This window comes from Microcoleus sp. POL10_C6, from assembly GCF_036701585.1.
Classification (GTDB): domain Bacteria; phylum Cyanobacteriota; class Cyanobacteriia; order Cyanobacteriales; family Microcoleaceae; genus Microcoleus.
In genome coordinates this window covers 131,229-152,030 of sequence record NZ_JAUBRB010000003.1, presented here as the reverse complement: position 1 = coordinate 152,030, position 20,802 = coordinate 131,229, and the positions used below count along the sequence as shown (strand labels likewise).

14 protein-coding genes are annotated in these 20,802 nt (G+C 48.2%); 7 read left to right on the top strand and 7 right to left on the bottom strand.

The genetic code is table 11. The features are described 5' to 3' along the window. Nucleotides 1–78 precede the first annotated feature (78 nt). On the bottom strand, nucleotides 79–1,365 hold the full coding sequence (gene dcm, locus QUA34_RS02860; protein WP_333383972.1) for a DNA (cytosine-5-)-methyltransferase: 1,287 nt from the start codon (nucleotides 1,363–1,365) through the stop codon (nucleotides 79–81). 213 nt (nucleotides 1,366–1,578) lie between these two features. Further along, nucleotides 1,579–2,154 carry an orotate phosphoribosyltransferase gene (pyrE, locus tag QUA34_RS02855; protein WP_333330122.1) on the bottom strand — a complete coding sequence of 192 codons (576 nt, stop codon included), beginning with the start codon at nucleotides 2,152–2,154 and terminating at the stop codon, nucleotides 1,579–1,581. An 84-nt stretch (nucleotides 2,155–2,238) separates the two neighbouring features. Here pyrE and QUA34_RS02850 point away from each other — a divergent pair, with 84 nt between their 5' ends. Then, a complete protein-coding gene (locus QUA34_RS02850) occupies nucleotides 2,239–2,766 on the top strand; it encodes a hypothetical protein (protein WP_333330124.1) in 528 nt (175 codons plus the stop codon). A gap of 183 nt (nucleotides 2,767–2,949) precedes the next feature. On the opposite strand, the gene QUA34_RS02845 is transcribed toward QUA34_RS02850, so the two are convergent. Together QUA34_RS02845 and QUA34_RS02840 are read right to left on the bottom strand one after the other, a co-directional pair. Then, nucleotides 2,950–3,693: a pentapeptide repeat-containing protein gene (locus QUA34_RS02845; protein WP_333330127.1), complete on the bottom strand. Its 744-nt coding sequence runs from the start codon at nucleotides 3,691–3,693 to the stop codon at nucleotides 2,950–2,952. A 20-nt stretch (nucleotides 3,694–3,713) separates the two neighbouring features. After that, on the bottom strand, nucleotides 3,714–4,358 hold the full coding sequence (locus QUA34_RS02840; RefSeq protein WP_333084286.1) for a hypothetical protein: 645 nt from the start codon (nucleotides 4,356–4,358) through the stop codon (nucleotides 3,714–3,716). Nucleotides 4,359–4,680: 322 nt separating this feature from the next. On the opposite strand from QUA34_RS02840, the gene QUA34_RS02835 reads away from it, so the two are divergent. After that, a complete protein-coding gene (locus tag QUA34_RS02835) occupies nucleotides 4,681–5,004 on the top strand; it encodes a WGxxGxxG family protein (RefSeq protein ID WP_333217734.1) in 324 nt (107 codons plus the stop codon). 385 nt (nucleotides 5,005–5,389) lie between these two features. Here the strand turns inward: QUA34_RS02835 and QUA34_RS02830 are convergent, their stop codons facing one another. Further along, on the bottom strand, nucleotides 5,390–10,744 hold the full coding sequence (locus QUA34_RS02830; RefSeq protein ID WP_333383968.1) for a PAS domain S-box protein: 5,355 nt from the start codon (nucleotides 10,742–10,744) through the stop codon (nucleotides 5,390–5,392). A gap of 189 nt (nucleotides 10,745–10,933) precedes the next feature. On the opposite strand from QUA34_RS02830, the gene QUA34_RS02825 reads away from it, so the two are divergent. Both QUA34_RS02825 and QUA34_RS02820 read left to right on the top strand, forming a co-directional pair. Then, entirely contained in the window at nucleotides 10,934–11,737 is an 804-nt protein-coding gene (locus QUA34_RS02825) for a creatininase family protein (RefSeq protein WP_333383966.1), read from the top strand. 81 nt (nucleotides 11,738–11,818) lie between these two features. Further along, on the top strand, nucleotides 11,819–12,574 hold the full coding sequence (locus QUA34_RS02820) for a DUF561 domain-containing protein (RefSeq protein WP_333330136.1): 756 nt from the start codon (nucleotides 11,819–11,821) through the stop codon (nucleotides 12,572–12,574). 296 nt (nucleotides 12,575–12,870) lie between these two features. Here the strand turns inward: QUA34_RS02820 and QUA34_RS02815 are convergent, their stop codons facing one another. Further along, complete coding sequence (locus tag QUA34_RS02815; protein ID WP_333383955.1) at nucleotides 12,871–13,548, bottom strand: calcium-binding protein; 678 nt, start codon at nucleotides 13,546–13,548, stop codon at nucleotides 12,871–12,873. Between the two features lie 80 nt (nucleotides 13,549–13,628). Between QUA34_RS02815 and QUA34_RS02810 the strand changes: the two genes are divergently transcribed. The 3 genes from QUA34_RS02810 to dprA all read left to right on the top strand — a co-directional run bounded on the left by QUA34_RS02810 (nucleotide 13,629) and on the right by dprA (nucleotide 16,472). Next, nucleotides 13,629–14,276 carry a DUF2301 domain-containing membrane protein gene (locus QUA34_RS02810; RefSeq protein WP_333383953.1) on the top strand — a complete coding sequence of 216 codons (648 nt, stop codon included), beginning with the start codon at nucleotides 13,629–13,631 and terminating at the stop codon, nucleotides 14,274–14,276. 127 nt (nucleotides 14,277–14,403) lie between these two features. Beyond that, entirely contained in the window at nucleotides 14,404–15,057 is a 654-nt protein-coding gene (locus tag QUA34_RS02805) for a YdcF family protein (protein ID WP_333383950.1), read from the top strand. Between the two features lie 263 nt (nucleotides 15,058–15,320). Next, the gene (gene dprA, locus QUA34_RS02800; protein WP_333084297.1) at nucleotides 15,321–16,472 is read left to right on the top strand and encodes a DNA-processing protein DprA; all 1,152 of its coding nucleotides are present in this window, start codon (nucleotides 15,321–15,323) and stop codon (nucleotides 16,470–16,472) included. A gap of 198 nt (nucleotides 16,473–16,670) precedes the next feature. Here dprA and QUA34_RS02795 read toward each other — a convergent pair. Beyond that, nucleotides 16,671–20,802: FG-GAP-like repeat-containing protein (locus QUA34_RS02795; RefSeq protein ID WP_333383947.1), on the bottom strand; the 4,132-nt coding region annotated here is incomplete at its 5' end.

Here is a 20,802-nt window from a genome sequence, read left to right as displayed (position 1 = left end):
GAAGTTTTTGGCTAAGGAACCTGTAGTGCAAAGTTAGTTGTTAGGGTGGGCGGAAACACTCCGCCCACCCTTCCCAATTCACCAGGCGCTAACTTTTTGTTTGGTAGAGCACAAAACATTCTGGATAACTTCAAGAGCAACAGCTTTAACTACATTAATACTTACACTATTACCCAGTTGATGATAAGCTTTATCATCATTAGGATGCAGAATAAAACTATCGGCAAAACCTTGTAAGCGCGCCGCCTCGCGGGGAGTCATCCTGCGGACTCGGTTATGATAGTAAACGCCTAATCTATTAGCATCACTGGCAACAATTGTTACCGAGATTTTCTGCGGATCGAGAAATTTATAGACTTCAAAGGAAAAGTTACCGGATACAGGTTTGTATTGATTGTTGTTCCGTTGCAGGTACTTTTTTGTTACCAAGGAATCCAGCATTTTACCGAGATTGGGATGAGGAAAAAAAGTAGCTATTTGCTCTTTAGTTAATAGCTTGCCATCTTGGTCAGATCCAAATTCTTTATTGCGCCTTTTCAATATAAAAAGATTCATTAATTCAATTTCGTCTAAACTGCACTCGCCTCGCAAACCCAGTTCCCAAGAATGAATCGAATTGCCACCGCGATAGTCAATTAGCCGCCTACCGTGCAAGCGACTGAAATCATTGTTAACTATTTGCTTCAATGCCTTAACAAATTCTGGCGAACAATCATATTTGGGATCGGGATTGTCTTCCAAAATATCTGCAACTGTGACAGGTTGACTTAACGGGGAAAATAACGATAGCTGTTGATGACTAGAGGAATGCGAATCTTTTGGGCCTAAGTCAGAAATTAACGCAAATTGGGGCGAAGCATTTAAAAGTCCTACTAGGTAAACTCGGACACGGTTCTGAGGTAAGCTAAAGTTAGAGCTGTTGAGCAAGAAATAATCGAAGCTGTAACCTCGGCTTTTGATTTCGCCCTTAATAGTTTCGAGGGTTCTGCCGCCGTCGTGGCTGACAAGCCCCCGCACGTTCTCGAAAATAAATGCTTGAGGTTTAAAGGTATCAATTAACCTTGCAATCTCAAAAAATAGGGTGCCTCTGGTGTCTCCAAATCCCTCTTTTTTGCCAGCATAGGAGAAAGATTGGCAGGGAAATCCCGCTAGTAAAATTTCATGTTCAGGCAGTTTGTCAATTAATCGGATGTCGCCTAAAGGTGTGTCGGCAAAGTTTTTCTGGTAAACTAATTGAGCGTCGGGATTGATTTCGCTGCTTAATACGCATTTTGTTTCCAGATTCAAGGAACGAGCGGCGGATTCAAACGCTAATCTCATGCCGCCTATTCCTGAGAATAAGTCAATAAAACGGATGGTTTTCATAGCCTTAAACTGGCTGGTTAAGATTGATATCTTGCACCATTGTTAACATGAGCCAGAGCCTCTGGATCTTCGTTACCAGGTTCTACCTGGTAACGAGAGAACCTGGTAACGAGAGACGAGAGAAACGAGAGGAGTTTTTGGGGTTGGCTTCTAGCCCAGCGCACAAGAAAGAGTTTCAAGAAATAGGATTGTCACAATTAGATGCGCGCCCGGTTATTTTTTGCTACTAATCCATTCCTTAAGATCCTGAATGGTAAAAATGGCTTGAAAATCCAATCCCGCCTCGCGATATAATTCCCCTCCACCTTGCTCTCTATCAATCAGAGACAAAATACGATCGACCTTATAACCAGCCGCCCGCAACCTTTCCACCGCCTGCATCGCCGACTTACCCGTCGTCACCACATCCTCCAAAACCGCCACATTCGTGCCCTCTGGCAACAGCGGCCCCTCAATATACGCCATTGTCCCGTGTCCCTTCGTCTCCTTTCTGACAATTAAAGCTGGTATAGGTCGATCGCCCAAAGCCGAAACCACGCTCACAGCAGTTACAATCGGGTCAGCACCCAAAGTCAAACCGCCCACAGCTTGCACATCCGACGACAGCATCGACAACAGCAAACGTCCCGTTGCCAAAGCACCTTCAGCGTGCAGCGTCACCGGTTTACAGTTAATGTAATAAGAACTTTTCTGTCCCGAAGACAGCACAAAATCGCCTTCGCGATAGGCAAACTCGCACAACAAATCTAAAAGTCGATCGCGTAACACCTTTAAATCCGCAGCATTCATAAGTCACACCGTGTAAAAAACACAAATAATCCGCCGATAATCAGTTTATAGTGGAATCGGAATTAATTAAGGAGGCTGAAATATATGAGTCAAAAGTTAAAAAGCCTGAGCGGCGCGTTGATTCTCGCTGTCGCCTCTGCCGCACTGGCATCAGTCAAACCAGCTCAAGCACAAACAGAGCGATTTCACCCGATTGCCGACGACTTCAACCGACAATTCTTTGAAGCTTCAGGAGACTTTTACCACAACGTCAGCTTGCAAGGTTACTTGGGCGACTATTTAGGCATCGGTTCCCCCAGCGGCGTCGTTGCCTTTCCCGAAAAAGAAATCGAGCGGGATGCTAGTCGCGTCAACGGCTTCTACCGACGAGTAATGCAGCGGCAAGTTTCCAGCGACCCGATTCTGCGCGTGCCAGATGCCGTCAATCCCTTCGATGCCTCAATCATGGCACTGCCTGCAGCTTGCCAGCTAGGACCTCAACCAAGCGGCTGTTTCCCCACTCCCGCCGGACTCCAAGATCAGTTTACACTTCCAACGCAGCAGCAAAATTCACCGAGTGATCAAGGGCCCGTTAGAGGACTTTATCAAATATCGCCCCCTGGCCAAAATTAATCGATCGACAGTTGCGAGTTTTGAGCCGAGGCGGGTTTACTAAATCTCGGCTTTGTTGTATTCGAGAGAAAGCCTCAACCCGCCCCAAAAGCTCATGTTTTGGCAATCCTTTCGGTAAACCCGCAACTGGCTTTTTTTAACTATCGCCGTTATTTCACAGGACTAAATATTATCCAATATTTATCAAACAATGCTGCCATCAGGCATGATTGTTCCTTTCAAAATAGCTTCACCCAAATTAGCTCCCGCCAAGTTCGCTCCCCTGAGATTTGCCCCGGTCAAATTAGCCCCTCTCAAATCAGCTTTGCCAAGGTTTGTCCACCGGAAATCTGCCGCGCTCAACTGTGCAAAACAGAGATTTGCCCGGAAAAGATATGCTCCCGTGAAGTGAGCTTCTCCGAGGTTAGCTTTAGAGAAATTAGCTGCATAGCAATGTGCTTCAATCAATTCGGCTTGAGTGAGATTAGCTTGACTGAGATTAGCACAGTTGAGGTTCGCGCCGATCGCATTAACTCCAGACATCACCGCACCGATTAAATTCGCATCACCGAAATCGGTTTGTTGGAGATTAGCAGCGGTGAGGTCAGCCCCAATTAAATTAGCACCGCTCAAATCAGCTCCCCTGATGTCAGCCGCTTGCAGGTTGGTTCCCGTTAAATTAGCTTTAATTAAATTAGATTCCAGCAGTTGCGCTCCCGCAAGATTTGCTAAACTAAAATTAGATTCTGCCAGGTTTGCCGCAATTAATTTAGCCTTAAACAAATCTGTTTTAAAAAGGTTCGAGCGCCAAAGATGTGCACCTCTGAGATTTGCTTCCGCGAGGTTAGCTTCGCTGAGATCCGGTTCTATATTTGGGTTGAGACTTCTCCATTTAATCCAAGTGACTGCACCTTTTTTTAACAGCGCTAAATGCTGTGTATTTGCCATAATTGCATCTCCTTTAACGGCTATTCCTTGCGACCAAAAATTGCTGGATTTTCTCGACCCGTCACGCTTTCCACCGCCGCAATTGCTGCCTGGGAACCTGCTATAATATCTCGTTCTGCGCCGCCGAGGTAAAGCCGTCCGAAACTACCTACAGCCTGAACCTCTAAGATGTTAATAGATGCGCCTTTTTCTGCTTCATTAGCCGCCAGCGCTGCATAGGCCGCCGGTTCTACTTCCAAGACGTAAAGCGTTTGTCCCGCCAGCAGCAACTGTCCGCGCCGGGTGCGGTTGATTAATTGTGTTTGGTGGGCATCAATATTGCGAATAATTTGACTGGAAATCACTCGCGGTTTGATACATTCTTCTCTGCGGACTCCGATGAATTCTAGAATTGCTTTACCTGCGGCCCGCGTTTCCCCCTGTTGACTCGAGTGTACTTCCAGAAGGCCGTACAAGCGTTCGACTATCTGCACTCCTGGGCGCACGGAGGCAGATTTGAGGGCGACATCGGTAATTCGGTTAATTTCGATACCGGGCGAGATTTCTATCCACAGCGACGCATCCCCTGGCAGCGGCAAGAATCCGGCGGCGACTGTGCCGATGTATGCTGCGTGCTGTGGCTGCAAGTTGTCTAGAAATACGTAGCTGCGTAACTCTATACCCAAAAGTTTTGATCTCCGTCGATCGACTTCCAACAGTTGTCTGTGCAATATCTGAGTTTACCTTTTTTTGTAAACAACACCTTGTCTATTGTCGGGACTGCCGGAGTGCCTCATAACCGAGTGAGGTGCCAGACCCCCTATTTCTAGTACCGGAGTGCCTCCGCGAACAATATTTCATTTTGTGTGCCTGCTAAAAATTGGATATCAATCTGTAGTTATAGGTGGAACATAACCATCTTTACTGCTAGAGATGGATTTAACTTTAAAAGCCCATTGATATAGTTTTGATAGTTAAAGATTTTAGCCAACAGAGAGCATTTGAATTATGAAACGTTCTGATTTATCCAAAGCAATCGGTGCAGGTATTATAGCTGCTGGTTTAGCCCTAGCACCTGCTCATCTCCCTGCTTCAGCTCAGACAGATACAACTGGCGGTACAACTTCCGGTACTAACAGCACTACAACCACCACCACTCCTCGCTCGGATGTCTCCAATGCTGAGACCGATCGCGATTTTGATTGGGGATGGTTGGGACTGCTAGGCTTGTCTGGCTTGTTGGGTTTGATTCCGCGCAAACGCGAAGAAAATGTCCGCTATACCACTACAACGAGCGATCGCGAGCCTGCTGCGCGCACTGACTACCGCTAAGAATTGAGTCTTAGTGCTGTGGGCATTATGCAGGGACAGGATGTTTTAACCTGTCCGACGCTCCCAAATAATCATCAAAAAACCTCCATCTGTGAGGTTTTTTTGTTTGAGATGATGCGCGATCGAACCACGATTAAATTGGTTACATCTGACCTATTGCACCATTTTCAGGAACAGGCTTTCCGCCCGCTTCCACAAAGAGTGAATTTTCTTGCGGGCCGTTGCTCCTAGCCAGTCAATAAAATCATTATTGACAATGGTGCAATATTTCAGATATAACCGGACTTGAAATTATTAACTTCTTCCTTTCTTATTCCCTTCTTCCTTCGCGTTCTTTGCGTCTTCGCGGTTCATTAAATAAAGACTTTTCAGACACAAAAAGACCTTAAAAAATATTTTCGCCAGAACGATCGAGTACCTCCCAAATCGCCTGCACCAACCTGTCGGGGTCTAAAGGCTTACAAATGTGCCGCTGGAACCCCGCAGCCAGGGCCTGCTGATAGTCAATTTCTCCAGCATAAGCCGTGAGGGCGATCGCCGGAATCCGTCCCCCTTGGTCGGGCGCCAGAGCCCGAACCTTTCGCATCAACATATAACCGTCGGTGTCGGGCATTCCAATATCGCTCAACAGCAAATCCGGCACAGACTGGGTTAAAACCGCCAAGGCATCGGCGGCGTTAGGAACTGCTGTAACACTTGCCCCACAATCCTCAAGCAGAAAAACCACCAAATCTCGCGCATCGGCATCATCATCCACCGCTAACACCCTGAGCCCGCTCAAATTGAAGGATTGATCCGGCGACGCAGTTCCCGCAGGACTTGTCTGAGATTGCACCGGCATCAGGGGTATCCAGACGGTCAAGGTTGCGCCTTGTCCTTCGCCTGCACTTTCCGCTTTCACCGTGCCGCCGTGGAGTTCGACGAGATGGCGGACGATCGCCAATCCTAAACCCAATCCGCCAAACTTGCGCGTCATCGTGCTGTCCGCTTGCCGGAAGTAGTCGAATACATAGGGCAGAAAATCAGGTTCGATACCTTTTCCAGTATCAGTTACAGTAATTTTGGCGTTCCTGTCCACCCGATCGAGAACAACTTGGATTTTGCCTCCTGGCGGGGTGAACTTGACGGCATTTGACAGCAAATTCCAGACTACCTGCTGAAGTTTGCCCGCATCGCCCAACACCGGGCCGAGATGCGGTGCAAATTGAGTGCTGATTTGAATCGACTTGACTTCGGCCGCCAGACGCACCGTTTCAATAGCAGCGCCGATCACCCCGGCTAAATCCACAGGTGCAATATTCAAGCTAACCTTGCCTTGCAGAATCCCCGACACGTCGAGCAAATCTTCGATAAGCTGGGTTTGCAGTTTGGCGTTGCGCTCGATCGTCTCTAAGGCATAACGTTGCTTTTCCGGTGTCAGAACGTTCGATCGCAGCAGCTTCGTCCAGCCCACAATCGGGTTTAAGGGAGTCCGCAATTCGTGGGACAAAACAGCCAAAAATTCGTCTTTGACGCGGTTAGCCTGTTCTGCTTCTTCCCGGGCTGCCTTTTCCCGCGCTAGAAGGCGTTCCCGTTCCGCTTCTGCAACTTTTCGCTCTGTAATGTCAGTGTTGGTGCCGCACCAGCGCAGCACCTTGCCTTGCTCGTCGCGAATCGGCACGGCGCGGGAGAGAAACCAGCGGTAAGATCCGTCTTTGCCGCGCAAGGGGAAAGTATCTTCCCAGGGTTCGCCTATTTCAATGCAGCGCCTAAATTTTGCGACAACGCGATCGAGGTGTTCCGGGTCGTGCACCTGCTGCCAGCCCCAGCCCTGCATTTCCTCTAGGGTTGTGCCAGTGTACTCAAACCAGCGCTGGTTGTACCAGAAAATCCAGCCGGTGGCATCTGTCATCCAGGCCAACTGAGCGATGTTGTCAGCTAGAGCGCGGAACCGAGCCTCGCTTTCGTGCAGATCCTGCAGGGCTCGCGCGTGCAGGATCACCGTCCAGAGGCGGGCCACCACTTCTTGCATCAGCCAAACTTCATCGGGCCGCCAGTGACGAACCACCTTTGATGTCACCACCAAAAGAGCCACCCAGCGCCCTTCCTGAAGGCAGGGAACATCGACCAAAGCGCGAACCGACACGGCACCGTAGTTATCGACCAAATGCGCTGTATGGGGGTGATTAGCGATATCTGAGATGACAACTGTTTGACCTGCGATAGAGAGAGCTTTAAGTTCTGGCATCTTAAAGTCTGAGATTTTATAGATGCCGACGGTGCTGGCAAGGTCGGACTGATGCCAGTCTTGCTCGACAATTGCCCGATCGGCTTCTACATCAATTTCGTGCCAGATGCAGCGATCGACCTTTAAATATTCTCCCAGACTGTTCATCGCTTCCGACAACATTTCTGCGGGGTTGAAGCGCTGCCGCAAGCGAACTTCGAGATCAGAGAGAAACTGCTCGTTAAGTTGGGCTTGTTTGCGATCGTGAATATCGGTGTTTGTGCCGATCCACTCGACAATCTGGCCGGCTGCGTCGCGAATTGGCACGGCGCGGGACAAATGCCAGCGTTCCATCTTGTCTACTGCCCGCCGCAGGCGCAGCTCCATTTGATAAACTTCTCCCCTGATTAGACATTCTTCCCAGCGGGCCCAAGATTCTGCCAAATCCGAGGGCGGGACTAGCGATTCCCAATTGCTTTGAGCGGCTTCCTCGTAAGACATTCCCAGATATTCCAACCATCTTTGTTTATTGGTAAAGCGAATTTCCCTGGCTGAGCTTACGTTCCAAATCAGGTGAGGCAGCGACTCAGCCAGAAAGCGGAAGCGGCGATCGCTTTCTGCTAAGCTTTCTTCGGCTCGTTTGCGATCGTCAATATCAATGCCGATACCAGCCCATTGCACCACCTTTCCCCCCCTGTTTTTGACGGGCACAAGTCGCGCTAGATGCCAGCGGTAATTACCATCAAACCTGCGTACCCGACACTCGAATTCGTAGGCTTCCCCTGCTTCAATCGCAGGAGTGCGCGTGGCGACAACTGTTGGCAGATCATCAGGATGAAATAATTGCAGCACCGGCGCAGGCATCGGCAATTCTGGCATCATCCCGGTGTAGCTTTTCCAGTGTTGGTTGCAAAACTCTAACCTGCCGTCGGCGGTGTTGATCCACATTAATTCCGGGACACCATCGGCGAGGGTGCGATAGAGATTTTCGCTGTGCCGCAGTGCTTCTTCTATTTGCCGGCGCTCGGTTTTGTCCTGCATAATTTTCAGGAAACCTTGCACCTCGCCGTCTGCGTCGCGCAGGGGCATCACCAGCCCGCTGCCCCACAAGCGGCTGCCGTCTTTGCGGAGGTGCCAGCGCTCGTTTTCTGCCTTTCCCTGAGTCAGGGCGATGTGCATTTCTGCTTCCGGCATTCGTGCTGCTGAGTCTTCTGGAGTAAAGATGATGCGTCCGTGCTGCCCGACGATTTCAGTTTCGGAATAGCCCAGCAATCTCTGGGCCCCTGCGTTCCAACTGGTAATGTGTCCGCCGATGTCGAGGGTGAAGATGGCGTAGTCTTTGGCGCTGTCGAGAATCAACTGCAGGTGGGTTTCACGATCGCACAGTGCTGCTTCTGCTTGTTTGCGCTGGGTAATGTCGCTGGTGAAGCCGACTATTTGGGTCACTTCACCTTGCTGGTTGCGGATCAAACAGCCGCGCTCCGAAACATCGATCCAGCGCCCGTCTTGGTGCCGGACTCGGTACTCGATTTCATAGCGATCCGGAATATTAAAGATTGATTGCCCCCCGGCTTGGATGCGTGCCACATCGACGGGATGGATGCGTTCTCTCCACCACTCTGCTGTTGCCGGTGCATCCTCTGGGTTGACACCGACGATCGAGAACAGTCCCTCGGAACGGTAAACTGAGTTTGCTGCCAAATCCCACTCAAACACCATGCCGTTGATCGCCCTTGTAGCTAATTGGAAACGGTTGTAGCTTTCTTGCAAGGCGAGTTCGGCCATTTTGCGAGCGGTAATTTCCTGTACCACGATATGAATCCCGACAATCTCTCCGCCCCTGTCTCTGAGCGGCCACCAATTCTGGAGCCAAGTGCGAACGACAGTAGGTTGAGCCCTAGTTTTACCCGTGAGTTCAAAATTCCGGATCGGTTCTCCGGTGTCTAGAAGGTGGCCCAACAAAGGTTCGGCTGTGTCTGCCCAGTCGGGGACAATTTCGCGCAGGGTGCGGCCGATGTGCGCTTCGACGGCCAGGCCGTTCATTTGGGCAAACCGCTGGTTGATCCGCACGAACCGCAAATCTGTGTCTAAAACGGCCAAACCCACGGGAGTTGTTTGGTAGAGCGACTCTATCTCTACAAGTTGACGGCGCACGGTTTGCTCACTCTGTTGCAGCGCGAGTTGGGCCTTTTTGCGATCGGTAGCATCAAATAATACTCCGATAAACCGCACTGCTTCGCCTGCCTCGTCGTAGAGATAGCGGCCGAACGCGCTCAACCAGCGGATTTCTCGTGTGTCTGCCCGGATGATGCGGTATTCGGGGGAGTAGAGCGATCGGGTTTGCCGAGCTGTTTCTATTGCCTGTAGGACTTGCTTTAAGTCGTCTGGATGCACGCAGTTTTTCCACAAAGCCGCGCTTGCTTCGCCACCCGGTAGCGGTTCGCAGCCCAAAATGCTGAAATGGGTCGCCGACCAAATTAGTCGATTTGTTCGCACGTCTAAATCCCAGGTTGCCATGCCTGAGCCTTCGATGGCGACGCTCAAACGTTCTTCGCTTTGTTTCAAGGCAATTTCAGTTTGTTTGCGATCCGTGATATCTGTCACGGAACCCACAGCCCGCAGGGGATTGCCTGACTCGTCCCAAATTGCTCGCCCTCTGGCTAAAACCCATTTGTAGCGGCCGTCGGGACAGCGAACGCGGTACTCGCAGCAGTAATGTGAGGTTTCTCGATTTAAGTGCTGCTGCCAATTGCTTTGCATCATCTCCAAATCATCGGGATGAATGTAGCTCAAATATTGGCTGAAGTTTTTGACTTCTTCGGGCCGACGTTCCAAAATCTCTAAACACCGATCGCTCAGAATCTGGCAATTTGTTTGCAGGTTCTGATCCCAAATGCCGTCGTTGTTGCCCTGCAAGGCTAGCTGCCAGCGTTCTTCGCTTTCTCGCAAAGCTTCTTTGGTTTGATGGGCGCGATCGATTTGTACGGCGGCAACGGCAAAGTCTGCTAGGGCGATGGCGATCTGCAAGTCTTCGGCATCGAATTGCCGATCGGCATCGTGAGATACAATCCATATTGCCCCCAGCGATTGATTTTCTGCTTCCAGTGGCACGACTAATGCTTCGGCGATCGGCAATTCTAGCTGCTGTAAGTCGGTAAAATATTGTTCGGGAGCGAAGTAAAGCTGAGGAGTTTGGCGATTGAGCGGGGTTCCCGACAAACGCAATTTGCGGGGTGTGTTTGTATCTTCTGCTGCTTCCCACGCGCCCGCCAATGCCTCCCACCGAAATATTTGTTCGGAACTGGCATTTTCTTCTAGTAAGCAGACTCCGACGCTTCCTGCGTCGCACAAATCTTTAGCGATCGCCACCAGTGTTTTGAGCAGCCTGTGGGGTGAGGTTGCCAATTGTCGGGCAAGCGTTTGCAGCGCTCGGTTTTCTGCTTTGTGATCGTGCGATCGAGGAATGCGGCGCGACAGTTCCTCGGCGATCGGAATGTCGGTTAAATTAGTTTGTGGGGTTGGCCAAGCTTCCATCAATTAGTGGTATCTATGTCTTTCGGTCTGAGCTGGCGAGCGTACATCAGCGCCCTCTTAAAGCATCTGCTATAAATTATAGCATCTACGGAGAGACAGCATCATTTATCTACTAGCTATCTAGGGAATTTATTTTTAGTTTTCAGGTTAATTGATTGCCTTGCTTACTTTTACTATTGTCGCCACAATATGCACAATTTTATTCCACAATCGCGCTTTTTTCCCTATCTAACTTGGACAGAAATTCAGTCTATGCTGGATAAGGAAAACACGGTGATAATTCAGCCGCTAGGTGCGATCGAACAACACGGCCCCCATTTGCCTTTAATTGTAGATGCGGCAATTAGCGCGGCGGTGACAGGCAAAGCGCTGGCAAAGTTAGAGGCAAATATTCCCGCGTATGCTTTGCCACCTTTGTACTATGGCAAGTCGAACGAACACTGCCATTTTCCCGGTACAATTATGCTCAGTGCTCAGACTGTTTTAGCAGTAATCAGTGAAATTGCGGACAGTATTTATCAAGCTGGATTTAGAAAATTAGTGTTAATGAATGGTCACGGCGGACAGCCACAGGTAATGGAAATTGCGGCGCGGGATATTCATCAAAAATATCAGGATCTTTCTGTTTTTCCGCTGTTTGTTTGGGGCGTTCCGAATGTGGCTGCTGAATTATTAACTGCGAAGGAATTGGAGTTCGGAATTCACGCGGGCGATGCAGAAACGAGTTTGATGTTGTCAATTTTGCCCGAACAGGTGAAAATGGAACTGGCTGTTTGCGAGTACCCGCAGGGTTTACCAACAGACAGTTTGCTGAGTATGGAAGGGAATTTACCTTTTGCTTGGCTGACGCGAGAGTTGACTGAAAGTGGTGTGTTGGGCGATGCGACGGCGGCGACGAAAGAAAAGGGATCTCGGATTCTCGAATCTCTCTCTGACGGCTGGGCACAAGTTATCAAAGATGTTTACAAATTTCGCCAGCCGCGTAGTAATTAAAAATTAAGAATTAAAAATCAAAAATTGTTCTAATTCGTGTCAAAATGAGTCTAAGAAATTTTTTGAGTTGGAAAACTAACGATGAGTGTAAATTCTAAATTGCAGCGCGCATTTGAGCAAGGTCGCGCCCTGAAAATTATCAGCGGTTTAAATAATTTTGATGCCGCCAACGTTGCTGCTGTCGTCAAAGCAGCGGATCTCGGCGGTGCTTCCTTTGTCGATATTGCTGCCGATCGCGATTTGGTTTTGATGGCAAAACAGTTGACAAATTTGCCAATTTGTGTATCGGCTGTGGAACCGGAAAAGTTTGTGCCTGCGGTAGAAGCTGGCGCTGATTTGATTGAAATTGGTAACTTTGATGCTTTCTACGCAGTAGGCCGCCGCTTTGAAGCTGAGGAAGTTTTGCAGTTGACTCGCGAAACTCGATCGCTATTTGCGAACATCACTCTTTCTGTGACAGTTCCGCACATTTTGGCACTCGACAAACAAGTGCAGTTAGCAATTGAATTAGTCAAAGCTGGCGCTAACATCATCCAAACCGAAGGTGGCACCAGCGCCCAACCAATTCACGCCGGCACCTTGGGATTAATTGAAAAAGCAGCGCCTACTTTGGCTGCAGCCTTTGAAATTTCCCGCGCCGTATCCGTCCCCGTACTCTGCGCTTCCGGTATCTCCAGCGTCACCGCACCCCTCGCTATTGGAGCCGGTGCTGCTGGTGTTGGTGTTGGTTCTGCTGTCAGCCAACTTAATAGCGAAGTGGCGATGATTGCGGCTGTTCGCAGTTTGGTTGAAGCTTTGGCTTTGGTTTCGCGCTCGCACTTGCCAGCTTCCATTTAATTAAGAAGGGAGAAGGAAGAAGGAAGAAGGAAGAAGGAAGAAGGAAGTTCGGCAACGGATTCGCTCGACGGATGTAACGGATGTCAGGAAGAAGGAAGAAGGAAGTTCGGCAACGGATTCGCTCGACGGATGTAACGGATGTAACGGATGTCAGTCCGATGGAAGTCGGAAGAAGGAAGAGGGGAGAAGGAAGAAGGAAGATTTTTCCCATCCCCCACTCTCCCCATCGCCCACTCTCCCACTCTTCCCCTCTCCCCCTCTTCCCCTCTTCCCATCTTCCCATCCCCCACTCTTCCTTAATAATTGATAAACCACACGGCATAATCATCTAATAACTGATTGTTGCGGGAGATTACATCAACTGATTCTAACTCTGATAAAGGCAACATAAACTTTTGGCGATCGCTGACGCGCTGCACTTCCACAAATATGCCTTCTTCCTGAAGCACCAAATCCTCCAACTGATTAATTGTGAATCTATCAGTATAAGAAGGTTGAGTTTTTTTGAGCCGTGCATATTCTTTTTTGCTGCCCGAACCCATTGTATATTCTTCTTCCCATTCAAACTCTTCTATGCCGGTAACGTGGCAGGGGAGTTGAATATTTTGCTTGATGTAATCTAGATATTTGAGTGAATTTTTTAGGTTGAAATCAATATTTTTTGACCCCAAAATCTTACTGATTTTAGTTTCAAATTGCTTGGTATTAAATGGCATATTTTTATCGAGATGCGCTAACATTTCTGGATCGAACCCCGCTCTCAATTCGGATAATTCCTCCAGCAGGCTCTGAAAGTCGTTGACCGGTTTCGGTCTTCTGCCTGCTACAATGGTTTCATCAAGCTGAACTGGAGGAAGTTCGGATTGTGAAGGAAGGGATTGGCTTTGCTTTGGGCGATCGTCCACTTTAGACTTGTTAACTTTAGACTTGTTAACTTTAGGCTGGTTAAGTTTAGGCTTGTTAAATTTAGGCATCGCTCGGTCTCGCTGGCTCGGTTTATCAATAAAGTATATCTTGGCAGAAGTACATTCGTGTCTGATAGGAGGAAGCTATTATGCAACTACTGAAATCACCTGATGAATCGCCAGTCTATCAAGGACAATTCGGCGAATTTACGATTACTCAAAATGATCGCACGGGAGTATTGATTTACCGTGCCGGATTGGGGGTGGCGGCGCTGTGTTTTGCGGTCGGCACTACTCTGGTGCTACAACAGGGCGACAACCCGATGGCAATCCAAGCTGTAACGCCTGTTTTTGCTTGTTTCTGGATAGCTTTAGGCGTCAGCTTGGCAACTATTCACATTTACATGATTGCGCTGCATCGAACACTACAGGCGTTTTGGGCGATCGGCGGCGCGGCAGCATTGTTTGTCGCCCTACAAAGCAGCCAACCTCTAGCTTTAGCAGTGTACGAACATCCCGCCACGTTGTGGGGAATTGGCTTTACTTTTGCCGCCTTAAATGGCATTTATTTTAAGGAAGCATTCTGCTTTAATCGCCTCGAAACTAAGTTTTTGACTCCGGGAGTTCCTCTGTTAATTTTAGGACATATTTTTGGATTTTTGTCAGCCGAAAATGAACAATTTTTGCTGGCAGTTTGGGCGGCTTTGTTTATCATCTTTGCTGTACGTAAGTTTTTTCAACCGATGTCGCAGGATATTGGGGATAAAAGCGTTTTTGAGTATCTGAAACACCAATAATTTGGGAATGGGGGATTGGGAATGGGGCATGGGGCATTGGGAAATTCTATCACTTTCCCACTATTTCCCTCTTCCCCAGTCTCGCCGAATCTGCCTCCATACCTGAAAACATCTAGATCGAGTTAAAATGAGAATTCGTCTAATCCGTCGTCAAGAAATGTGGGTAATTACCAGGGAAGGTTGGGTAATTGCAAGCACGGGATTGATAATTTTAATGCTCTTAATTCTCACAAATATCCATCCGTTTTTGGCTGTAAATGCGCCGATTAAAGCAGATATATTGGTTGTCGAAGGCTGGTTGCCGGATTATGCGATCGAAAGTGCGATCGCCGAATTCAAAAAAGGCGAATACCGCCAATTAATTACCACAGGAGTTCCTTTAAGTAAAGGCTTCTATCTTGCTGAATATAAAAATTATGCCGAACTAACTGCCGCGACTTTTATTGCGCTAGGATTTGATACAAACCAAGTAGTAGCAGTACCAGCAGCGAGTGTTGTCAAACACCGCACTGCTGCTTCGGCGATCGCACTTCGCGATTGGCTGGCTGCTTCTGCCATAAAAGTTGAATCAATTAATCTTTATTCCTTTGGCCCTCACGCCCGCAGAAGTTGGATTGTTTTCAAAGAAGTCCTGAATCCTGACATTAAAGTCGGGATTATAGCTGCTGAATCGCAAGATTACAACCCACAAGAATGGTGGAAATCGAGCGAAGGTTTTCGGACTGTGATCGGAGAAATTATTGCTTATATTTACGCCCGTTTCGTTGATTGGAAAACCTAGCCAGTAATTGTCAACTTCCCTCTTAATTCTCTTCGCGTTATTAGCGCCTTCGCGGTTCGTAAAAAAATATATAACAGTTTTAAATCTGTGGAAATACAGGACACGGCAGTGCCATTTCTTTACCCGGACATCTGTGAAAATACAGGACACGGCAGTGCCATTTCCCTACCCAAGGAATACAGGACAGGGCCGTGCCGTTTCCCTACTATATTCATTCCACCGAAGATGATAAAATTATTCTCAGATAAGTTGAGGGTAACTCGTTGCTAGAAGAACGCGCTTACTGGTTGGCATGGTCGCAAATTAACGGTATCGGACCGATTTTGTTGCAGAGATTGCACCAAAATTTCAAGAGTTTGGCAGAAGCTTGGATGGCAAAACCAGTAGATTTAATGCGAATCGAAGGGTTCGGCAAGCAGATAATTGAAACCATTGTGCAAGAACGCACTAAACTCAATCCCCAAGAATTTATCGAAAAACATCTTATAAAAAATCCCTGTTTTTGGACGCCCGCCGATCCAGATTATCCCCGCTTATTATTGGAAATTCCCAATCCGCCACCAGTGTTGTATTATCGCGGTTTAGTTGATGTAAAAGAGAATCAAGGAATTACACCGACAGTGGCAATGGTTGGTACTCGCAGCCCTTCGGAATACGGCAGAAGGTGGACTCGCAAAATTAGTACGGCTTTGGCTAGAAGCGGTTTTACTGTGGTTTCGGGATTGGCGGCTGGTATTGATACAGAGGCTCATACAGGCTGTTTGGAGGCGGGAGGAAGGACTTTCGCAGTAGTGGGGACGGGAGTAGATATTGTATATCCTAAACAAAATGAGAGGTTGTGCGATCGCATTTTGCAGCAGGGATTGGTAATTAGTGAATATCCGGCGGGGACTCAACCGAATAGAACTAATTTTCCGCGCCGAAATCGCATAATTGCTGGCTTAAGTCGCGCTACAATCGTGATAGAAGCTCCGCATAAATCTGGGGCTTTAATTACTGCTTATCAAGCAAATGATTTTTGCCGGGATGTGTATGTTTTGACGGCAAGATTGGATGATGAGCGTTCTTTTGGTTGTTTGGAGTTGCTGAGTAAAGGTGCTCATCCGATTCTGCCGAGTAGCGATCGACTGTTAAGCGAAGACAGGTTGCTGGAAATGCTCGGAGCTATGCCAAAATTGGATAGAGCCGAGCAGTTGTCGCTATTTCCCCCAAATCCGACGGTTGAGAAGCAAGGGCCGCCGTTGGAGCCGGAATTGGCTAAGGTGTTAAGTGCGATCGAATCGGGGCCGATTTCTTTTGATACAATTGTGGAAGCAGCGGGATTAGAAACGGGAAGAGTTTCTAGTATACTTTTGCAGTTGGAATTGTTGGGATTAGTTTCGCAGTTACCAGGAATGCGATATCAGCGGTGCTGATTTGTAAGTAATACGGTTTAGGGCATTGGTGTCAACTTAAGTCTAAAACCCTCTTTATCTCTCGTTTACCGCCGAGGCCAGATCCCCCTAAATCCCCCTTAATAAGGGGGACTTTGAATACTCTTGTCCCCCCTTATTAAGGGGGGCTAGGGGGGATCGAGCGAACTATTAGAACAATTGCTTGACCCGAAATCGCTCTTAAATCAATCCGAAATTGACCGCACTAATACTGCTAGCAGAAACACCATTGAGAGAAGCTAAAATCTCCCCTGTTTGTGCCAACCGGATTAATGTTGCACCGCTATCTTGAGCAATCGCCAATTGCGAGAAACTCAACCCGTTACCCAATACTAACAAATCTTTACCGACTTCAAAATCAGTAATCGTATCAGTACCGGAATTGGTAGAGAGTAAGAACTTATCTACTCCCCTTCCTCCTATCAAACTATCAATTCCTAAACCGCCCGTGAGCAAATCATCTCCCTTACCTCCGTAGAGAATATCATTACCATCATCGCCATTCAAAATGTCAGCACCGCGATTGCCAAATAAAACATCATCACCGCTACTTCCCAGGATTGTATCGCTACCTTTGCCACCGAAAACCGAGTCATTTCCAATGCCGCCATCAAGGGAATCATTGCCCCTCATCCCCATCAACACATTATTCGCGCTGTCGCCAGTCAGGATATCGTCGCCATTGGTACCGAGAATTGCATTCGGGGAATTGCTGCCCAAATCTGCATCACCGCTGACAACAGGAGTGGCAATCCCAACAGGCAAGATGACAGCTTCAATTCTGCTATCTAAAGCAGTACCAGTATTGTCAGCAACTACCTGGGAAATAGGTTTATTTCCTGCACCAACTGATTTGAAGTCTTGAGTTGTTGGGCCCAAGGCTACTTGTTGGAGGCGGGCAAGTGATTCAGGAATTGATGTTGCTGTTGGGTTGGAGACAGCCGCATCAATGCGTTGATTGGCTGTTGCCATTACTGTCGCGGATTGCGATGTAATTTGGCTGAGTTGTTGACTGTTGAAACTGGGGTCTATTTGCTGGATTTTAGCGGCAGTTTGCTGAATGATTGGTTCTAAGGCTGCTGGATTACTCAGGTTTAAGACTGTACCGGATTGAATTTGAGCCGTAATTGAACTGACAACAGCTTTGACAATATCGTTGTTAGCTGCACTGGAAGCACCGTCAATCAAACCGCTAGTTTGGGTGATGAAGTTTTGGACTTTCACCATTTCGGATAAGACTTGGACGCCCGCTGGTTGGTTGTTGTTGGTGGCTAAGATAGGGTCTAAGCTAGTTAGGTCAACATCGGCGGGGAGGGAAAGGCCGGCTTTGACTAAAGATTGGGCTTCTTCTGGTTCAATTCCTTTGTCGATTAAGTCGGCGACTAAGCTGGTTAAGAGGGTGACTACACTCGCATCTGGGGGTGCGGTGACTGGTGTTTCTAGGGGTAATCCGGTGGCGGTGTCAATGCCTCCTATGGCTACTAGATTGCCTTCTGATGGGTCGATTTCTCCGTTGTTGTTGGTGTCGAAAATGTCGAAGGGAATGTTGAGATTGAATTTACCGCCTGAATCGGTTGTGGTGGATGGTTCGTTGGTGTCGAGTATGCCGTTTTTGTTGGCATCGAGGAAGACAGTGGCACCGGAGATATAGCCGTCAATAACAGTACCTCCAGGCGGGTTATTGGGGTCGTTGTCCGCGATCGTCACAATAGCACGAGAGGGATCGCCTACCTTTTGGGAGTAGTCAGAATGTAAGGTAATAAAAACTTTCTCGTCGCCTTCTACCAGGTTATCGTCGTTGACCTTGACAACCATGTTGACACTGCGTTTACCGGCTGGAATGGTGACAAAGTTGCCGGACTCGTTAGATTGCAAGAAATTACCGGACTCGGAAAGCAATTGGTAATCTATACCGGGTATAGCAGTATCAGGTATGGGAGTGTAGGTTATATTATCGAGCCGATTATCCACTTTGTAATAGACATCCAGCGGCTTAGCGAGGTTGCCACCAGTACGGGTAATAGTGAATTTTCCAGGATTGGGTTCTTCGGTTGCAGGGATTGTTTCCGCCGCATTTGGATCTGTAGCAGTGATAGTGAGGGTTGGTTTGATATCGGGGGCTTTAAATTCTCCTTGGGCAAAGGGTGAACCCGCCCAAGCACTGTCGATCGCCTGTACACTCCAGTTATAAGTTTGTCCAGGGATTAAGTAATCTGGCTTGAGCAGCCAATTGTACTCCCCATAGTTTTGGTTGATCTTGGCTTGGTTGACATTCCCCAACTGCACTACTTGCCGAGTTCCGTCATCACCGGACATGGGGCCAACAATGTACTCTTTAATGGGGGGCTTATCACCACCGTTGGGATTGGGACGAGTAGTCCAAACTTGCAGGTTGTAACTTAAACCCCGATCAGGAGTTTTAGAGTCCAGAGTTTTACCGTCGATTGAGGTACTACTCTGTGCTGGCCGCCAACTTAATACAACTCCTTCTTCTGAAATAGTATGAGACTGTAAAAATTGAGGTTGAGGTGCAGAGGGTCGGGTGTTCGCATCAGGGGTGTTGCTGCGGTAGACTTTGACAAAGCTGCCACCCGGAAAAGATGAATCATCTCTTGTCGTGAGTGCAATATCGAGTCTGCCGTCTTTGTTGTAATCTCCCCAAGAACTAGGGCTGGCAACATTATTAGGCAGCCCTGAATCCGCGATCGATGTATAGCCTGACTCATTTTTGTAAACATTGGCGACACTTTTACCCGACTCATCGCTTTCTGTCAGCAGGATATCCAAATCGCCATCATTGTCGTAGTCTCCCCAAGTACCGAAACCAGCACCAGGCCTTGATGGAATCTGACCACCCCCAAACTTAGTCTCCCCATAGCTGCTGTTCACGAGCACCGTGGTAAAGCTATAGGGCGACGACCCAATCTTTCCACCTGTTAGCAAGATATCTAGTTTGCCATCGTTGTTGGAGTCTCCGAATGCACCGTAATCAATAGGGTAGCCGGGGATTTGATTTGGCAGAAGTGGGTTGCTCTCTTCGGTAAAGCCATTGCCAGTGTTTTGATACAATTTTGCGACGTAAATTGCTAAACCGTTGTTGTTTTTTAAACCGGTGTTGCCTGCCAGCAAGATATCCTGTTTGCCATCGTTGTTGTAATCTCCCCAAGCCGCATTGCCAATAACACCGGGCAAGTTTACCCCAGTCTCCTCCTCAAAGCTAGTGCCGTAGTTAAAGGGAATGCCACCGCCAAAGTCAATGCGTTCGTTACGGAACACTTTGGCGATGTAGCCTGAACTCGTATCGCCTGTGAGTACAAGATCCTTTCTGCCATCGTTGTTGTAGTCTCCCCAATCAGCAGAACCGTTGAACATACCAGGCAGCCTTGCCGCTGGAGCAAATTTAGTGGTGTCCCCGGTTGAGTTAGGGGGTCGATTGTTCTCAATCTTTGGGTTCGCCCACAGTGTTGTGGTGGGGATATAGCTCTCCGTACCAGAGGAGTTTATCTCTTTTCTTACGCCTATGAGCAAGATATCGAGATCGCCATCATTGTCGCTGTCTCCCCACGTAGCAGAAGGTTTGGCATCATGATTCTTCCCATTTTCCTGAATCACACCTCCATAAACGGGAGGCAGCCCTATATCAACTGGTTTAAAGCCTTGATCGCCTTCGTTGCTGTACACTTTCGGAATGTATTGCGATCGGGGAAAAGATTGATAATAGTTGTTTTGTAAACTACCTCCTTCCATCACCAACAGATCCAAATCGCCGTCATTGTCGTAGTCTCCCCAGGCATTAGGGCCGACAAAACCAGGTATTTTCAGATCGGCGAGTTCGTTGGTGAAAACTTTATCCAGAATTTGCAAGGTGGTAGAGCTTTGAGTGCCAATATTGGCATTATCCGCACTAGCAATCCGAAACGCGACTTCTTCTGTTCCTTCAGCTTGACTATCCGGCAAGATGTCAATTGTGAAAGTTTTAGTATTTTCACCTGGGTTAAAGGTGACTTGACCAGAGTAACTGGAGGCAAATTTCCAATCTGTTCCCAAAGTCGCTGAACCACCAGTAACAGGTTGTATGTACGCCCTGGAAATTTTGTCTAGATCCCCAGTGCGAGTGAGAGTAATTTCTGCCTGAACGACTCCTGTGGAACTTTCCTGGACTTTGTAAGTAGCTTGGGAAAAACTTACCGTGGGAGGCACACTAAGAGGCAGATCGACAGAGATCGGCATTCCCAAAGGAGTTTCATTAGATTTCGGTAATCCGATCGGGAATATGTTTGGGTTGCCTGCTACAGTGCCACCACCGCCTGGT